Source organism: Streptomyces sp. NPDC056169 (assembly GCF_042268445.1).
Taxonomy (GTDB): domain Bacteria; phylum Actinomycetota; class Actinomycetes; order Streptomycetales; family Streptomycetaceae; genus Streptomyces.
On sequence record NZ_JBHJUO010000023.1, the window covers coordinates 110,007 to 127,170 of the forward strand.

General features: G+C 76.3%; 12 protein-coding genes. 9 read left to right on the forward strand and 3 right to left on the reverse strand.

Translation table 11 applies throughout. The annotated features are described in order from the left end of the window. Positions 1-54: 54 nt before the first annotated feature. The 4 genes from ACFC0G_RS32870 to ACFC0G_RS32885 are packed head-to-tail and all read left to right on the forward strand — an operon-like array spanning position 55 to position 5,931. Positions 55-1,452 (forward strand): glycosyltransferase, encoded by a 1,398-nt coding sequence (locus ACFC0G_RS32870; RefSeq protein ID WP_376410469.1) that lies wholly within the window; start codon positions 55-57, stop codon positions 1,450-1,452. Beyond that, entirely contained in the window at positions 1,449-1,916 is a 468-nt protein-coding gene (locus ACFC0G_RS32875) for an SGNH/GDSL hydrolase family protein (protein WP_376410472.1), read from the forward strand. The genes ACFC0G_RS32870 and ACFC0G_RS32875 overlap by 4 nt, the downstream gene beginning before the upstream one ends. Continuing rightward, on the forward strand, positions 1,913-2,335 hold the full coding sequence (locus tag ACFC0G_RS32880; protein WP_376410475.1) for a hypothetical protein: 423 nt from the start codon (positions 1,913-1,915) through the stop codon (positions 2,333-2,335). Before ACFC0G_RS32875 ends, ACFC0G_RS32880 begins: the two co-directional genes overlap by 4 nt. After that, entirely contained in the window at positions 2,332-5,931 is a 3,600-nt protein-coding gene (locus tag ACFC0G_RS32885; protein ID WP_376410478.1) for a hydantoinase B/oxoprolinase family protein, read from the forward strand. The genes ACFC0G_RS32880 and ACFC0G_RS32885 overlap by 4 nt, the downstream gene beginning before the upstream one ends. A gap of 89 nt (positions 5,932-6,020) precedes the next feature. On the opposite strand, the gene ACFC0G_RS32890 is transcribed toward ACFC0G_RS32885, so the two are convergent. From ACFC0G_RS32890 to ACFC0G_RS32900, 3 genes are read right to left on the reverse strand one after another with little or no spacing between them, the layout of a single operon-like run. Continuing rightward, positions 6,021-6,893: a biotin-dependent carboxyltransferase family protein gene (locus ACFC0G_RS32890; protein ID WP_376410481.1), complete on the reverse strand. Its 873-nt coding sequence runs from the start codon at positions 6,891-6,893 to the stop codon at positions 6,021-6,023. Continuing rightward, positions 6,890-7,528 carry an allophanate hydrolase subunit 1 gene (locus tag ACFC0G_RS32895; protein ID WP_376410484.1) on the reverse strand — a complete coding sequence of 213 codons (639 nt, stop codon included), beginning with the start codon at positions 7,526-7,528 and terminating at the stop codon, positions 6,890-6,892. The genes ACFC0G_RS32890 and ACFC0G_RS32895 overlap by 4 nt, the downstream gene beginning before the upstream one ends. Further along, positions 7,525-8,289 (reverse strand): LamB/YcsF family protein, encoded by a 765-nt coding sequence (locus tag ACFC0G_RS32900; RefSeq protein WP_376410487.1) that lies wholly within the window; start codon positions 8,287-8,289, stop codon positions 7,525-7,527. The genes ACFC0G_RS32895 and ACFC0G_RS32900 overlap by 4 nt, the downstream gene beginning before the upstream one ends. Before the next feature lie 139 nt (positions 8,290-8,428). On the opposite strand from ACFC0G_RS32900, the gene ACFC0G_RS32905 reads away from it, so the two are divergent. The 5 genes from ACFC0G_RS32905 (at position 8,429) to ACFC0G_RS32925 (ending at position 17,121) form a co-directional block, all read left to right on the forward strand. Then, positions 8,429-9,160: a GntR family transcriptional regulator gene (locus ACFC0G_RS32905; RefSeq protein ID WP_376410490.1), complete on the forward strand. Its 732-nt coding sequence runs from the start codon at positions 8,429-8,431 to the stop codon at positions 9,158-9,160. Between the two features lie 84 nt (positions 9,161-9,244). Then, positions 9,245-10,771, forward strand: a complete 1,527-nt coding sequence (locus ACFC0G_RS32910; protein WP_376410492.1) for a hypothetical protein — start codon at positions 9,245-9,247, stop codon at positions 10,769-10,771. Next, on the forward strand, positions 10,768-11,409 hold the full coding sequence (locus ACFC0G_RS32915) for a hypothetical protein (RefSeq protein WP_376410495.1): 642 nt from the start codon (positions 10,768-10,770) through the stop codon (positions 11,407-11,409). The genes ACFC0G_RS32910 and ACFC0G_RS32915 overlap by 4 nt, the downstream gene beginning before the upstream one ends. Continuing rightward, positions 11,406-12,323, forward strand: a complete 918-nt coding sequence (locus tag ACFC0G_RS32920) for a hypothetical protein (RefSeq protein WP_376410497.1) — start codon at positions 11,406-11,408, stop codon at positions 12,321-12,323. Before ACFC0G_RS32915 ends, ACFC0G_RS32920 begins: the two co-directional genes overlap by 4 nt. A 100-nt stretch (positions 12,324-12,423) precedes the next feature. Beyond that, on the forward strand, positions 12,424-17,121 hold the full coding sequence (locus ACFC0G_RS32925; protein ID WP_376410500.1) for a hypothetical protein: 4,698 nt from the start codon (positions 12,424-12,426) through the stop codon (positions 17,119-17,121). The last annotated feature ends 43 nt before the right edge of the window (positions 17,122-17,164 follow it).

The window sequence follows — 17,164 nt, forward strand, 5'->3', positions numbered from 1 at the left end:
CCGGGGGGTGGCGAAGTCACGGGCGCGCGTACCGCTCCGGGGAGCGGCGAGGTCATGGGCGCGCGTACCGCTCCGGGATCGGGCGCGAGCGGCGGGGCCGCCGCTCAGGGCGGGCTCCGGATCGTGCGGCTCGCCAACTTCGTGACCGCCACCTCCGGCGGTCTGCGGACCGCGCTCGACCAGCTGGGCCGTGGCTACCTCGCCGCCGGGCACGAACCGATCCTGGTCGTCCCCGGCGACGTCGCGAGCGACCACCACACCGAACAGGGCCGGGTCGTCACCCTCCCGGGGCCCGTCCTGCCCGGCACAGGCGGCTACCGGGTCCTCGCCGACCGGCGCCGGGTCGGCCGCCTCCTCGACGCACTCGCCCCCGACCGGATCGAGGTCTCGGACCGCACGACCCTGCGGTGGACGGGGGAGTGGGCGCGCCGCGCCCGGGTGCCGTCGGTGATGGTCTCGCACGAGACGGCGGACGGGGTGCTGCGCACCTGGGGCGTTCCTCCCGCGCTCGCGGCCCGCGCCGCGGACCGGCTCAACCGCCGCACGGCCTGGGCCTTCGCCCGGATCGTCTGCACCACGGAGTGGGCGGAGCGGGAGTTCACGCGGATCGGGGCGCGCAACGTCGTCCGGGCTCCGCTCGGCGTGGACCTGGAACGCTGCCGGCCCGGCCGCCGCAGCACCGTGCTGCGCGCCCGGTACGCGGACGGGGAGCGGGTGCTCCTGGTGCTGTGCTCGCGCCTCTCCGTCGAGAAGCGGCCCGGCACGGCCCTGGACGCCCTCGCGGAGCTCCGGGGCGCCGGCGTACGGGCGGCGCTGGTCGTCGCGGGCGACGGGCCCCTGCGGGGCGCCCTGGAGCGGCGGTCGCGCGAGCGACGCCTCCCGGTGCGGTTCCTCGGGCACGTCGCCGACCGGGAGGCCCTCGCGGACCTCCAGGCCGCGGCGGACGTGTGCCTGGCCCCGGGGCCCGCCGAGACGTTCGGCCTCTCCGCCCTGGAGGCCCTCGCCTGCGGGACGCCGGTCGTCGTCAGCGCCTCCTCCGCCCTCCCGGAGGTCGTCGGGGCCGCCGGGGCCGCCGCCGCCGACGCCCCGGAGGCCTTCGCGGAGGCGGTACGGGGGGTGCTGGCCGTTCCCGAGGCGGCCCGCCGAGCGGCGGCACGCGCGCGTGCGGAGGGTTTCACCTGGGAACGGTCGGTGGCCGCCTTCCTCCACGCCCACGACGCACTCCCGCCCCACGTGCCATCGCCCGTCCCGTCCCCCGTCCCGTCCCCCGTCCCGTCCCCCGTCCCGTCCCCCGTCACGTCCCGCGCCGCGTCCCTTCTTCCGTCTCTTCCTCCGACCCCTCTCCCGTCCCTTCCTCCGACCCCTCTCCCGTCTCCCGCCCCGGCCGCCGCCCCCTGGCCCTCGCTTCCGCCCGGGACCGACCCGTCCCGTACCGAGGAGGCCCGTCGATGAGGGGGGAGCCAAGGGAGGCGGCGGCCCCTCCGAAGGGGGCCGAGGCGACCGGTCCGCTCCGGTTCGCCGTACTCGGCGACTCGTTCAGCGAGGGCGTCGGCGACCGGGTGGACGGCGCCTGGCGCGGGTGGGCGCCCCTGCTCGCCGACGGGCTCGCGGCCGGGGGACGGGAGACGGCGTTCCTGAACCTCGCCGTCGGCGGCGCCCTCAGCCGCGACGTCGACGAGGACCAGCGGCCCCGGGCCCTCGCCTTCCGGCCGCACCTCGCCTCCGTCGTCGTCGGCGTCAACGACACCCTGCGCCACACCTTCGACATCGAGCTGCTCGCCCACCGACTGGACCGCGTCCTCACGGACCTCGACGCCGCCGGAGCCGTCCTCCTGACCGCCTGCCTGCCCGACCCCGGGCGCATGCTCGGCCTGCCGGGGCCCCTGGCCCGCTCGCCCGCCGCCAGCGCTCCGTGAACGCCGTCGTGCACGCCCTGTCCGACCGGTACGACGCGGTGCACCTGCACCTCGCCGACGACCGCTGGACCGAGGACCGTGCCCTGTGGAGCGCCGACCGGCTCCACCCGGGCGAACGGGGCCACCGCGCCGTCGCCGCGGGCTTCCACCGGCTCCTCGCCGCCCGGGGGCTCGCCGACGGCACACCGCCCGCGCGGGAGCCCGTACAACCGCCGCCGACCCGGGCGGAGGCCCTGTTCTGGCTCGCCACCGCCGGGACCGGCTGGGCGCTGCGCCGCAGCCGCGACCTGCTCCCGCAGCTGCTCCTGCTCGCCGGCGCCGAACTCCGCCACTGGGCGGACGGCACCGGCACCGCGCCCCTCGACGCGCGCGCGGACGCCGCCCTCGCCGCCGCGCTCACGGCCACAATGGGGAGATGAACGGGCGCTGGGAGTTCTGGATCGACCGGGGCGGCACCTTCACCGACGTCGTCGGCCGGCGGCCCGACGGACGGCTCGTCACCCGCAAGCTGCTCTCGCACGACCCCGCACGCCACCAGGACGCCGCCGTCGCCGGGATCCGCGCGCTCCTCGGCCTCCGCCCCGGGGAACCCGTTCCCGCCGACCGGATCGCCGTCGTCAAGATGGGCACCACCGTCGCCACCAACGCCCTCCTGGAGCGGCGCGGCGAGCCGACCCTCCTCCTCGTCACCGAGGGCTTCCGCGACGCCCTGCGCATCGCCTACCAGAACCGGCCCCGGCTCTTCGACCGCCACATCGTGCTGCCCGAGGCGGTGTACGCGCGCGTGGCCGAGGTCCCGGAGCGCGTCGACGCCCACGGCCGCCTCGTCCGCCCCCTGGACACGACCGCCGTCGCCAAGGCCCTCGCCGCCGCCCACCGGGACGGCTTCCGCTCAGTCGCCGTCGTCCTGCTCCACGGCTACCGCCACCCCGCCCACGAGACCCGGATCGCCGAGGCCGCCAGGGCCGCCGGCTTCACCCAGGTCAGCTGCTCGCACGAGGTCAGCCCGCTCATCAAGCTGATCCCGCGCGGCGACACCACCGTCGTCGACGCCTACCTCTCCCCGATCCTGCGCCGGTACGTCGACGAGGTCGCCCGGGAACTGGCCGGAATCCGCCTCATGTTCATGCAGTCCAACGGCGGGCTGCGCGAGGCCGCCCACTTCCGGGGCAAGGACGCCGTCCTGTCCGGACCGGCCGGCGGCGTCGTCGGCATGGCCCGCACCTCGGCGCAGGCGGGACACGAGCGGGTCATCGGCTTCGACATGGGCGGCACGTCCACGGACGTGTCGCACTACGCGGGCGCCTTCGAGCGTGAACTCGGTACACAGGTCGCCGGGGTGCGGATGCGGGCGCCGATGATGAGCATCCACACCGTCGCGGCGGGCGGCGGCTCCGTCCTCCACTACGACGGCCGCCGCTACCGCGTGGGCCCCGACTCGGCGGGCGCCGTCCCCGGCCCCGCCTGCTACCGGCGCGGCGGCCCGCTCACCGTCACCGACGCCAACGTCATGCTCGGCCGCGTCCAGCCCGCCCACTTCCCCGCCGTGTTCGGCGAGACCGGCGACCTGCCCCTGGACGCCGAGGTCGTACGGGAGCGGTTCACGGCCCTCGCCGGGGAGATCGGCGGCGGCCGCACCCCGGAGGAGGTCGCGGCGGGCTTCCTGGAGATCGCCGTCCTCAACATGGCCAACGCCGTCAAGAAGATCTCCGTCCAGCGCGGCCACGACGTCACCCGGTACGCCCTCACCAGCTTCGGCGGCGCCGGCGGCCAGCACGCCTGCGCCGTCGCCGACGCCCTGGGCGTCGACACCGTCCTCGTCCCCCCGCTGGCCGGCGTGCTCTCCGCGTACGGCATCGGGCTCGCCGACGCCACCGCGATGCGGGAGCGGTCCGTCGAGGACGAGCTCGACGCCCCCGGCACCCACGCGCGCGTGACGGCCCTCTGCGCCGAACTCGCCGAGCGGACCCGCGAGGAGCTGCGCGCCGACGGCCTGCCGGACGAGGCGATCACCACGCACGCGCGCGTGCTCCTGCGCTACGCGGGGACGGACGCGAGTCTCCCCGTCGACCTCGCCCCCGCCGCATCGATGAAAACCGTGTTCACAGCCGCTCACCGGACGCGGTACGCGTTCACCATGGACAAGCCGCTCGTCGTCGAGGCGGTCTCCGTGGAGGCCGTCGGCCGCGCCGGTCCGCACGGCCCCGTCCTCGTCGACACCGGAGAGCGGACGGGCCCCCTCGCCCCCCGGGCCACCGTCCGGATGCACAGCGGCGGCACACCCCACGACACGCCGCTCCACCGGCGCGAGGACCTGCGTCCCGGCGACACCGTCGACGGCCCCGCGCTGCTCGCCGAGGCCGACGCCACGACCGTCGTCGACACCGGCTGGCGCGCCACCGCGACCGACGGCGGACACCTCCTTCTGCACCGCGTCACGCCCCGCCCCACGCGCGTGGCGGCCGGGACGGACGTGGACCCGGTCCTCCTGGAGGTCTTCAACAACCTCTTCATGGCCATCGCCGAACAGATGGGCGTGCGCCTGGAGAACACCGCCCAGTCCGTCAACATCAAGGAACGCCTCGACTTCTCCTGCGCGCTCTTCGACGCCGAGGGCAACCTCATCGCCAACGCGCCCCACATCCCCGTCCACCTCGGCTCCATGGGCGAGTCCATCAAGGAGGTCCTGCGGCGGCGCGCGGACGACCTGCGGCCCGGCGACGCGTACGCCGTCAACGACCCGTACCACGGCGGCACCCACCTGCCCGACGTGACCGTCGTGACCCCCGTCTTCGACGACACCGGCCGGCGGCTCCGCTTCCTGGTCGCCTCGCGCGGCCACCACGCCGAGATCGGCGGCATCACCCCCGGCTCCATGCCCGCCTTCAGCCGGACCGTCGAGGAGGAGGGCGTCCTCTTCGACAACTGGCTGCTCGTCCGGGACGGCCGGCTCCGCGAGGCCGAGACCCGGGCCCTGCTCACCGGCGCCCGCCACCCGTCCCGCGACCCCGACACCAACCTCGCCGACCTGCGCGCCCAGATCGCCGCCAACGAGAAGGGCATCGAGGAACTGCGCAGGACCGTCGACGAGTTCGGCCCGGACGTCGTCCAGGCGTACATGCGGCACGTCCGCGCCAACGCCGAGGAGTCCGTCCGCCGCCTCGTCGCCCGCCTCCACGACGGCGCGTACCGCTACGAGACCGACGGCGGCGCGACCATCGCCGTCGAGGTCCGCGTCGACCGCGAACGCCGCTCCGCCGTCGTCGACTTCACCGGCACCTCGCCCCAGCTGCCCGGCAACGCCAACGCGCCCACGTCGGTCGTCATGGCCGCCGTCCTGTACGTCTTCCGCACCCTCGTCGACGAGGACATCCCGCTCAACAGCGGCTGCCTGGAGCCCCTGGAGATCCGCGTCCCGCCCGGCTCCATGCTCGCGCCCGTCTACCCGGCCGCCACCGTCGCCGGGAACGTCGAGACCTCCCAGGCCGTCACGGGCGCGCTCTACGCGGCCCTCGGCGTCCAGGCGGAGGGCTCCGGCACCATGAACAACGTCACCTTCGGCAACGCGCGCGTGCAGTACTACGAGACGGTCGCCAGCGGCTCGGGCGCGGGGGACGGCTTCGACGGCACCGACGCCGTCCAGACCCACATGACCAACTCCCGGCTCACCGACCCCGAGGTCCTGGAGTGGCGCCACCCCGTCCGCGTCGACGCCTTCGCGGTACGGGACGGCGGCGGCGGGCGCGGCAGGTGGCACGGCGGCCAGGGGGTCGAGCGCCGCATCCGCTTCCTGGAGCCGATGACGGTGACCCTCCTCACCGGACACCGCAGGGTCCCCCCGTACGGGATGGCCGGCGGCGAGCCGGGCGCACTCGGCGAGAACCTCGTGGAACGCGCCGACGGCACCGTCGAGCACCTCGGGGGCGCCGCGACGGCCGAGCTCGGCCCCGACGACGTCCTGGTCGTCCGCACCCCCGGAGGGGGTGGCTACGGCCCGCCGTCGCCCGGCGGATGAAGGCCCCCGTTCAACGCAGGCCGGTGAAGCCCCCGCGCAGCGCAGGCCGGTGAATCCGCCGTTCAGCGCAGCTCTGCGAACGTCCCCGTTCAGCGCACCGGAACGAACCGCACCGGCGTCCCCGGCACCGCCTGCGCCGCCGCGCCCAGGTCGGCCTCCCGGACGACCCCGACCACCGGGTACCCCCCGGTCGTCGGATGGTCCGCGAGGAACACCACCGGGCGTCCGTCCGGCGGCACCTGGACCGCGCCCAGGACCATGCCCTCGCTCGCCAGCTCTCCCGGCCGCGCCCGGTCGAGCGCCGGTCCTTCGAGCCGCAGCCCGATCCGGTTGCTCGCCGGCGACACCCGGTACGCGCGCGTGGCCAGGGTCCGCAGCGCGGCGGCGGTGAACCAGTCGTCGCGGGGACCCAGCCGGACCCTCAGGACGAGTTCGGCCGGCGGACCCGGCCACGGCGGAGCGTCGACCGGCCCGCGTACGGTCGTCTCCGCTCCCAGCGGCAGCACCGCGTCCTCCGCCAGCGGCGCCGGGCCGAGCCCGGACAGCAGGTCGGTGGAGCGGCTGCCCAGCACCGGTTCGACGGCGAGTCCGCCGCCGAACGCCACGTACGAGCGCAGCCCGCGTACGGCAGCGCCGATGTCCAGGAGAGCCCCGGCCGGCACCCGGACCGCCGTCCCCCAGGCGGCCGGGCGCCCGTCCACCCGGACCGGGCAGGGCGCCCCGCCCACCGCGACGGTCACCGCGCACCGGGGCCGCAGCGCGCACCCGTCGACGGTGGTCTCCAGGACCGCGGCGCCAGCCGGGACGCCGGTGTTGCCGACGAGCCGGTTGAGGAGCCGTACGGCGTCCGGGTCGAGGGCGCCCGAGCGGGGCACGCCGAGATGCGCGTACCCGGTGCGCCCCAGGTCCTGCACGGTGGTGAGCGCCCCCGCCCGGACCACGGCGACGGCCCGGTCGGTCATCGCCGCCCGCCCTCGGCCGTGGACACCGTGAACCGGACCCGGGTGCCGGGCGCGAGGAGCGCGGCGGGGTCCCGTCCGGCGTCCCAGAGCACCGCGTCCGTCGTGCCGATCAGCTGCCAGCCGCCGGGGGAGGAGCGCGGGTACACGCCCGTGTAGGGCCCGGCGAGCGCGACCGACCCGGCCGGGACGGCGGTACGCGGCGTGGCCCGGCGCGGCACCTCGTACCGCGCGCCGAGCCCGGTCAGATAGCCGAAGCCCGGCGCGAACCCGCAGAAGGCGACCCGGAACTCGGTCGCCGTGTGGACGCGTACCGCCTCCTCGACGGACACCCCCCACAGCGCGGCGACCTCCGCCAGATCGGGCCCGTCGTAACGGACCGGCACCTCCACCGCCTCGCCCGCGCGCGCGGGGAGGCGTCCCGCCTCCCAGCCGTCCAGCTCGGCCACGAGCCCGGCCGGGTCCGCGACCCCGTCGAGCAGCACCGTCCGCGCGGCCGGGACGATCTCCCGTACGGCGGGGAGCGCGCCCGCCGCCCGCCGTCGCAGCAGCTCGGCGTGGAAGGCCTCCGTCTCGGCGCCATCGGCCAGTTCCACCAGAAGCGCCCGTTCGCCCACGCGCAGCGTCCGGACGCTCACGCGAAGGCCTCCACCAGGACCCCGGAGGCCTCCAGGCCCTCGCGGACCCGGCGGGCGAGGCCCACCGCGCCGGGGGTGTCCCCGTGCAGGCACAGCGACCGGGCCCGTACGGCGACGGAGGTCCCGCAGTGCGCCGTCACGACCCCGGCCGCGGCCATGGCCACCGAGCGCTCCACGACCGTGTCGGGATCCGTGACGACGGCCCCCTCCTGCCCCCGGGGCAGCAGGGAGCCGTCCGCCCGGTAGGCCCGGTCGCCGAAGGCCTCGGGGACGACGGGGAGTCCGGCCGCCGCCGCGGCCTCGTGCAGCCGGGAGCCCGGCAGCCCCAGGACGGGCAGGGACCGGTCGGCGAGCAGGACGCCCTCCACGACCGCCGCCGCCTGCTCCTCGTCGCGGACCACCCGGTTGTAGAGCGCGCCGTGCGGCTTCACGTACGCGACGCGCGAGCCCGCCGCCCGGGCGAAGACCTCCAGGGCGCCGATCTGGTAGGCCACTTCGGCGGCCAGCTCCGCCGCCGGGACGTCCATCGAGCGCCGCCCGAAGCCGGCCAGGTCCCGGTAGGACACCTGGGCCCCGATCCGTACTCCCCGTTCCGCCGCGAGCTCGCAGACGCGCCGCATGGTGGCCGCGTCCCCCGCGTGGAAGCCGCAGGCCACGTTGGCGCTGGTGACGACGGAGAGCAGCCGCTCGTCGTCGGTCAGCGTCCAGCGGCCGAATCCCTCGCCGAGGTCGGCGTTGAGGTCGATCGAGGCCCGGGTCATGTGGCGCTTCCCTTCCCACCTGGTCGTGCGGTCTCGCCACGGTAGGGGATTGTTCAACAATCCAACAAGAGACGTGTTGTCGCCGCCCTGTTTCTGCGGTTGACTCGGCCGCGGACGACGGAAGGGAAGAAGAGGCGCTGTGGACGTGACGGGCGTGAGCGGCACGGGCGGCGGGAGTGCGGCCGGAGACCTGGCGGACGACCGCGCGCTGCTCGGGCGGACGAGCACGGCGGAACGGGTCGCGGACATCCTGCGGACCCGGATCGCGGAGGGCTGCTTCCCGCCCGGCGTCCGGCTCTCCGAGGAGAACATCGGCGGCGCCCTCGGCGTGTCCCGCAACACACTCCGCGAGGCCTTCCGGCTCCTCACCCACGAACGCCTCCTCGTCCACGAGCTCAACCGCGGGGTCTTCGTCCGCGTCCTCGCCGTGGGTGACGTGGACGACATCCACCGCACCCGGCGGCTCGTCGAATGCGCCGTCGTCCGAGGCCTCGGACAGCCGCCGTACGCCGTCGACGGCCTCGCCGCCGCCGTCGCGGAGGGCGAGAACGCGGCCCGTAGGGACGACTGGCGGGGCGTCTCCACGGCCAACATCCACTTCCACCGCGAACTCGTCGCCCTCGCGGGCAGCGCCCGCACCGACGAACTGATGCGCGGCGTCCTCGCCGAACTCCGGCTCGCCTTCCACGTCGTGGACGACCCCCGCGCGCTGCACGAGCCCTATCTCCAGCGGAACCGCGAGATTCTGGACGCCCTGCGCGCCGGTGAGCGGGCCCAGGCGGAGCGCCTCCTCGCCCGCTACCTCGACGACTCCCGCGCCCGCCTCGTCGCCGCCTACGCCCACGCGGTGGGCGGCCCGGCGAGCCCCTGACGGCCGGCCCCGCGGCCTTCCCCGGCCCGGTCGCATCTGCGCCCGTTTCGACCGTTGTCAGTTCGAGGACCTAATCTGTCCACCGTGACTTCGCCTGCCTCGACGGACCTCGCTCCGCCCCAGCTCAGCGCGGCGCCGCGGCCCGCGCAGGGCCCGGCCGCCGACGAAGGGCTCGCGCGGCGCCTCCGCGCGCTCGCGTGCACCGCCCCGCTGCACGACCTCGACGCGCGCAAGGCGAACCTCGCCGGCGAGTACACGGTCTACGCGATGGCCGAGGTGGCCCTCTCCGCGATCGACCTCGTCACCCTCAACATGGACTTCGACACCGGCGCCGACCACGAGCAGATAGTGGCCAGGCTGCTGCCCCGCGTCGCCGCCCAGGCACCCTCCCGCCCCGCCGCCGAGCACGAGCGCGTGGCCCGCTGGGTCCTGGAGAACCTGATCAACGTCGGCAGCGTCGACCGGGGCTTCCGCGCCGTCTACGGCACCTTCGGCACCGACGGGATCTACGTCCGCAGGGACTACGACTTCAAGCTCATCGAGGAGGTCCCGGGCTACGGCGGCGGCGTCTACCTCCGCACCACCGACGAAGCGGTCAACGTCCTCGTCGGCGCCCTCGACACCGACGTCACCAGCGCCCAGATCGCCGCCGAGGTGAAGCTGGAGGTCCTCATCAGCCGGGGCCGCCTCGCCGACGCGCAGCTCGCCGCCGAGCAGGCGCGGTACCGGACCGTGCAGTACGCCGAGTCCCTCCGCAAGACCCTGGAGGCCACCCGGCGCAACGTCCGCGCCGTGGACTGGCTCCAGGCGGTCCCGGACATGATCGACGAGGCGCTCGACCACGTGGCCGACCGCTACCGCCACGAGAACGCGATCCTCACCAACATCCGCAAGGCCCGCGACGAGGCCGAGGACCACGAGCACAAGCGCCGCGCCGCCGAGCTCGTCGACATCGTCAAGGACTGCATCCGGCGCCACACCCAGCTCCAGTCCCGCCTCCTGGAGGCCGGACCGCTCTTCCGCGCCGAGCAGGACCGGCAGGCCTTCGCGGCCCCCACCGCGTACACCGGCCTCGACCTGTACGGGCAGCTCGTCGCCCCGATCCTGCCGCTCCCCGTCGAACAGGCCGGCCGGGTCACCGACGCCTTCTTCGCCCACGGCACCGGACTGCGCACCCCGGCCTCCGTCCGCCTCGGCGACCTCGTCGACCTGCTCCTCACGCCGCCCGTCGAGCGCGAGCACCTCGGCGCGGAGATGCCCGAGCCCGACCTCATCGCCACCCCCGACGACTCCCGCTTCAGCGAGGAGCAGCTCGCGAGCGCCATGCGGCTCCTCGACCTGGAGCACGACGCCCCGCGCCGCCTCTCCGGCCTGCTGGCGGAGGCCCGCCGCCTCGACGACGACCTGCCGTACCTCGTCGCCCTGCTCGCCGTGCACGCGGCCAGCCCGCCGGTCGGCACGGCCTACCGCCAGGGCGAGGAGCGCCTCCTCTTCGCCGTCGACGACGGCACGCCGCTCGACGACCCCGAGTTCGGCGGCGCCGACCTCATCGTCGGTACGGCCCTCCTCGACGCGGTGGGCATGGCCGCCGACCGCTCGGAGGCCACGTGACCGTCACCCCGATCGTCCCCGACACCACCGCACCGGACCCGGCCGAGCCGCTCACGCCTGCGCCCACGACAGCCCCGGCTGACGGGATGCCTCCGGCTGACGGGACGTCCACGGCTGTCGAGCAGTCCCCGACCGCGGCCTCGACGCAGGCCCTGACCTCGACCGAGGCCACCGTCGTACCCGGCCCCAGGCCGGAGACGGCGGCGACCGAGCAGGAGACGGCAGAGCCCGGGCAGGAGCCTGGGCAGGAGCCCGAGGCCGACCCGCAGCCGGAGCCCGAGCCGGGCCGCCCGGGAGCGGGCGGGAACCGTGCCGAACCCGGCCCGCGGGTGCGGGCCGTCGTCGTGGACCGGCCCGGCGGCGCGCGCGGCGAGACCGGCGCCGAGTCCCGGAACGAGCCCGGTACGAAGCCCCGGCTCGGGGCCGTACCGGCACCGGAGCCGTCCCGCGCCGACGCCGCGTCCCGGCGCAGGAGCGTCCCGACCGTCCGCGCCGTGCGGCTCACCACGGAGCCGGTCGCGCCGGCCCGCCGCCCCGCGCCCGCTCCGGCGGCCGTCACCCCCGTTCCGCTGCCCCTGCCCCGACCCGTCACCGACGACGTACCGCCCGAGAGCCGCACCGAGGAGCCCCAGCCGTGAGCGAAACCCACGCCGAGTACGCCGACGCGTGGAGCGAGCAGGAGCCCCCGCACCCCCAGGCGGCCCCCGCGCCCACCCCCTCCTCGCAGTCCGCCGTCACCCCCGCCGACGCGGCCGACGCGGCCCGGCTCGTCTCCTTCGGGCTCCAGCCCAAGCTGCTGCCGGCCCGGGACGCCGAGTACACCGAGCTGCTCCGCCGCTACCGCGAGGACCCCGCCTTCGCGCGCCTCGCCGACGCCGTCGCCACCGGCCTCGGACTCGTCGTCCTGGAGGTCTCCCCGCGCGCCGGGATGGCCGTCACCGCCGGCGAGGACTCCGTCTTCGCCGTCCGCATGGGCGACTACGCCCGCCGCGCCTCGACGGACTCCGCCGACCGGTTCCTCCACGGTCTGGCCCACCTCGCCGTCGCCGCCATGGCCTTCCCCCGTCCCGAGGACCTCGCCGACGACGGCTACATCGGCCGCCTCACCGTCAACGGCGTCGACGCCTTCGTCCGCCAGGCCTGTCTGCGCCTGGAGCAGCGGGCCGAGGAGCAGGGCGAGAACACCGACCCGGCATCCGACGCCCCCGGCCTGGAGGCCGGCTGGCGGATCTACGCCCGCCGCAGCGCCACCGGCGCCACGAAGGACGCCCGCCGCCTCGCCGGATCCACCACCGGCATCGTCGGCAAGGCCGCCGCCTTCCTCACCGACTCCGGCTTCCTCCAGCGCACCGGCGACGAGGGCGGCGGCTCCTACCGCACCACCGCCCGCTACCAGCTCCAGGTCCGCGACATGGCCGGTTCCGCCGCCATGGCCGAGCTCCTCGAACTGGGTGTCGTGCCGGTCAGCGACGGCTCGGCGACCCTCGTGCCGCCGCCCGAGGGCGACGACCTGGAGCTCGCCGCCGACGCGGGCCTCCCGTTCCACGCGTAACCGCCACGCGTAACCGCCCGCGCCGCGCATCCGCCCCGCGCAACCGCCCGCGCCGCGCATCCGACCTTCCTGAGCACGACGAGCACGAGAGTCCCCCGCCATGTACGAGCTGTCCCGGGTCCGCCTCTACTCCATCGGCCCCGCCGGTGCGCGCTACGCCGACACCGTCCTGGACCTGCGCGGAGTCGGCGCGCCCGTGCCCCACCCCGCTCCCACACAGGCGGAGTTCTTCGAGGAGGAGCCGGTCGGCCCGCCGCGCCGCCCCGCGCCCGCGGGCGTGCTCTTCCTGGAGAACGGCGGCGGCAAGTCCGTCCTCCTCAAGCTGATCTTCTCGGTCATGCTGCCCGGCCACCGCAACACCCTCGGCGGCGCCAGCTCCGGCGTGCTGCGCAAGTTCCTCCTGGCCGACGACTGCGGACACGTCGCCCTGGAGTGGCAGCACACCCTCACGGGTGAACTCGTCGTCGTCGGCAAGGCCAGCGAGTGGCGCGGCCGCCAGGTCTCCAACGACCCGAGGAAGTTCGCCGAGGCCTGGTACTCCTTCCGCCCCGGCCCCGGGCTCAGCCTGGACAACCTCCCCGTCGCCGAGGCGACCTCCGTCCGGCGGCCCGTCGAGGGTGCCTCCGGAGCCACCGGCCGCCGCCGCACGATGAAGGGCTTCCGCGACGCCCTCACCGAGGCGGGCAAGGCCTACCCGCACCTCGAGGTGGTCTGGGAGGAGATCCACGACCGCTGGAACGAGCACCTCGGCGAGCTCGGCCTCGACCCCGAACTCTTCCGCTACCAGCGCGAGATGAACGCCGACGAGGGCGAGGCCGCCGGCCTCTTCGCGGTCAAGAAGGACTCCGACTTCACCGACCTCCTCCTCCGCGCCGTCACCGACACCCGGGACACCGACGGCCTCGCGGACCTCGTGAGCGGCTTCGGCAACAAGCTCGGCCGCCGTGCCGAGCTGACCGCCGAGCGCGAGTTCACGGCCGGCTCCGTCGACCTCCTCGGCCGCATCGTCGAGGCCGCCGGGACCCGGGCCCACGCGCGTGACGTCCACACCGCATCCGAGCGGCGCACCCGCACCCTCGCCCGCCGGCTCTCCGCCCGCGCCGACGAGGAGCGCGGCCGGGCCGCCGAACTGGCCCAGCAGGTCACCACGGCCGCCCACGCCGTCGCCGAGGCCGAGACCGCCCGCGGCCGCAGCGCCCTCATCTCAGCCGAACTCGCCTACCGGCACGCCTCCCTGGCGCTGACCGCCGCCGAGAAGGGCGCCGCCTCCCAGCGCCGCGAGCTCACCGACGCCCGGACGATGCACTCCGCCTGGCAGGCGGCCGAGGTCGTCCTCCGGCACCGTGCAGCGGGCGACCGCTCCTCGCGTGTGGCCGCCGCCATCCGCGAGGCCGAGCGGGACGCCGCCCCGGCCCTCGCGGCCCGCGCGAAGGCCGCCGCCGATCTCGTACGGGCCCTCGCCGCCGCCGCCGAGGAGGGCGAGCGCCACGCGGCCGAGGAGGAGGAGCGCTCCACGGCGCTCCAGGACGCGAGCGAGACCGCCCACCGGGACGCCACGGCCGCCGCCACCGAGGCCCAGCGGGCCCGCAGCGAGGCCGGCCACCTGCGCCAGCGCCTCGCCGAGGTCGAGCAGGAGACCGCGGAGGCCGTACGGGCCGGCTGGCTCGACGACTCCGAGCCCGACGCCGACCCGGCCCGGGCCGCCCTCGCCGCGAGCGACGCGGAGAAGACCGCGGTCGCCTCCTGGGACACGGCCCGCGAGAAGGCCCGTACCGCCGCCGACCGCGCCCGCGAGGCCGCCGCCGGCGAGTCCCGCGCCGAACTCGCCGCCGCCCGCGCCGCGGACGCCGCCGAGGCCGCGGGGAACGCCTACGACGCGGAGCGCCGCGCCGCCGAGTCCCTCGCCTCCGAGGAGCGCCTCGCCGAGCTGCTGAGCCTGCCGGCCGGCGGCTCACCCCTCCCGGGCCAGCGCGCGGGCGTCACCGGCCAGGCCGAGGAGCCCGCTCTCCACGACGACACCGAGGGCGCGGCCGCCGAGACCGCACCCGCCCCCCAGGGGCCGCTCACCGTCACCGAGTTCGACCGGTACGCCGACGAACTGCGCGGCATGCTCGACCAGGCCGTCACCTCGGCCGAACGGCAGCTCTTCGAGCTGCGCACCGCCGCGGCCGACGACTCCCGCATCCTCGGCGCCCTCGGCGACGGCGGACTGCTGCCGCCCGGCCCCGACGTCCTCGCCACCGTCGAGTACCTCGGCGAGCAGGGCATCCCCGCGCTCCCCGGCTGGCGCTACCTCGCCCAGGCCGTGGACCCCGCCGACCACGCACGCGTCCTCGCCGCCCGCCCCGAGCTCGTCGACGGCGTCGTGATCACCGACCCCGTCTCGTACGGGCGCGCCCGCGAGGTCCTCGGCACGGCGGCCCTGCTGCCCCGCTCCACCGTGGCCGTCGGCACCGCCGCCGCCCTGCTCGCCCCCGTACCGGCGCAGGACACGGGCGAGGACAGCGGTGTCTTTCTGGTCCCGCCGAACCCCGCCATGCACGACGAGCAGGCCGCCGACGAGGAGCGGCACGCCCTGCGGGCCCGCGCGACCGCCCGCGACGAGGAGATCCGTACCCTCGCCGCCCGCCTCGCCGGCGACCGCGCCCTCGCGTCCCGGATCGGGGCCTGGCGCGCCGACTGCCCGCCCGGCATGCTCGCCGAGCTCGCGGCCGTCGCCTCGACCGCCCGCGAGACCGCGGAGGCCGCCTCCGCGACCCTCGACGAGGCCCGTACGGCGCGCGGCGAGGCCGACGAGGCCGCCGCCGACGCGGCCCAGCTCAGGGACGAGCGCCAGGAGGCCGCCCAGCGCGCCCGCCGCGTCGCCGACGCCCTCGCGGGCCTCGCCTTCCGGCTGCGCGAGCGCTCCGCCTGGCAGGCCAAGCTCCGTGAACTCGCCGACGACGCCGCCGAGTCCGAGGCCCGCGCCCAGACCTGTCTGGACCGCGCCCGCGCCGCCGACGAGGACCGCCGCGCGATCCAGCGCGCCGCCGACGACGCCCACCGCACCGCCCGCGCCCTGCGCGCCGAGCGCGCCGAGATCGCCGGCGCCCCCGACACCCTTCCCGAGGAGGACCCGGCCGCGCCCCGCACCGCGCTCCCCACCCTCCGCGAGGCCTACCGGGCCGCCTCCCAGCTGTACGAGAAGGTCGGCGTCGGCGCCGACCTGCGCGCCGAGCAGGCCCGCGCCGAGAGCGACGAGTCCGCCGCCCTCGCCGAGCTCGGCCGCCTCACCAACAAGGTCCGCACCCGCGCCGAACAGCTCCTGGAGTCCACCGACGGCGCCGACGGCCCGTCCCGGCAGGCGGCCGCCGCCCGCGCCGAGTCCCTCGTACAGATGCTGGAATCGCGCGCCACGGAGGCGAGCGAGAAGCTCGGCCGGCTCCGGGGCGAGTCCGAGCGCCTGGCCCCCGAGGACGGCGAGGCGCACACCGAGCTGCCCGAGGACCGGGTGCCCGCCGACGCCGAGCAGGCGCAGGTCCTGCTGCGTACCGCGACCGGCGAACTCGCCTCCCGTACCGACGCCCTGGAGTCGGCGCGCGCCGCCCACTCCGGGCTGCTCCGCGACCACCGGGCCGCCGAGGACGCGGCGGGCGGCTTCGACGAGACCGCGGCCCTCCTGCGCGACCTCCTCCGCGACCACACCGACGAGGAGCGCGACCCGTCCGAGACGTACACGGGCAGCCTGGAGGAGGCCCGCACGACGGCGGGCGAGGCGCGCCGCGCGCTGCGCGGCTGCACCGCCGAACTGTCCGGCGCCGAAGCCGCCGTCCGCGAGGCGAGCGACATCCTCGTCCGGCACGCCAACTCCACCCGCTACGAGCAGGTCCGCACCCCGGCGCGCCAGCAGATCCGCGAACTGCCCGCGTCCGCGCTGCCCGAGCACGCCGCCAAGTGGGCCGAGGCCTTCGCGCCCCGGCTCCGGGTCCTCACGGACGAGCTGGCGCAGCTGGAGCGCAACCGCGACTCGATCGTGGACCGGCTCCGCGGTCTCGTGGAGTCGTCGCTCGCGACGCTCCGCTCCGCCCAGCGGCTCTCCCGGCTCCCTGAGGGGCTCGGCGAGTGGTCGGGGCAGGAGTTCCTGCGGATCCGCTTCGAGGAGCCCGATCAGGCCACCCTCGCGGAGCGGCTCGGTGAGGTCGTCGACGAGGCGACCCGCGCGGCCGTGAAGAAGAACTCCGACCTGCGCCGCGACGGCATGTCCCTGCTGCTGCGGGGAGTCCAGGCGGCGCTCGAACCCAAGGGCGTCTCGGTCGAGATCCTCAAGCCGGACGCGGTGCTGCGCGCCGAGCGGGTGCCCGTCGGGCAGATGGGCGACGTCTTCTCCGGCGGCCAGCTGCTCACCGCGGCCATCGCCCTGTACTGCACGATGGCGGCGCTCCGCTCCAACGACCGGGGCCGCGACAAGCACCGCCACGCGGGCACCCTGTTCCTGGACAACCCCATCGGCCGCGCCAACGCCACGTACCTGCTGGAGCTCCAGCGGGCCGTGTCGGACGCGCTGGGCGTCCAGCTGCTCTACACGACCGGCCTGTTCGACACGACGGCGCTGGCCGAGTTCCCGCTGGTGATCCGCCTGCGCAACGACGCCGACCTGCGGGCCGGCCTCAAGTACATCAGCGTGGAGGAGCACCTGCGTCCTGGCCTGCCGCAGGCGGCCGGGGAGGGCGAGTCGATCCACGGCGAGATCACGGCGACGCGGATGTTCCGCCGGCACGCGTCCGACGACCCCACCGCACCGCCGGTGGCCTCTGCCTGACCGTCGGAGGCGTCCGCCTGACCGTCGGAGGCGTCCGCCTGAC

Bases quoted from the DNA above. Each gene is read 5' to 3' on its own strand.
- ACFC0G_RS32890 (WP_376410481.1), bottom strand. From the start codon at position 6,893: ATGACCGACCGGGCCGTCGCCGTGGTCCGGGCGGGGGCGCTCACCACC.
- ACFC0G_RS32925 (WP_376410500.1), top strand. From the start codon at position 12,424: ATGTACGAGCTGTCCCGGGTCCGCCTCTACTCCATCGGCCCCGCCGGT.
- ACFC0G_RS32875 (WP_376410472.1), top strand. From the start codon at position 1,449: ATGAGGGGGGAGCCAAGGGAGGCGGCGGCCCCTCCGAAGGGGGCCGAG.
- ACFC0G_RS32885 (WP_376410478.1), top strand. From the start codon at position 2,332: ATGAACGGGCGCTGGGAGTTCTGGATCGACCGGGGCGGCACCTTCACC.
- ACFC0G_RS32870 (WP_376410469.1), top strand. From the start codon at position 55: ATGGGCGCGCGTACCGCTCCGGGATCGGGCGCGAGCGGCGGGGCCGCC.
- ACFC0G_RS32900 (WP_376410487.1), bottom strand. From the start codon at position 8,289: ATGACCCGGGCCTCGATCGACCTCAACGCCGACCTCGGCGAGGGATTC.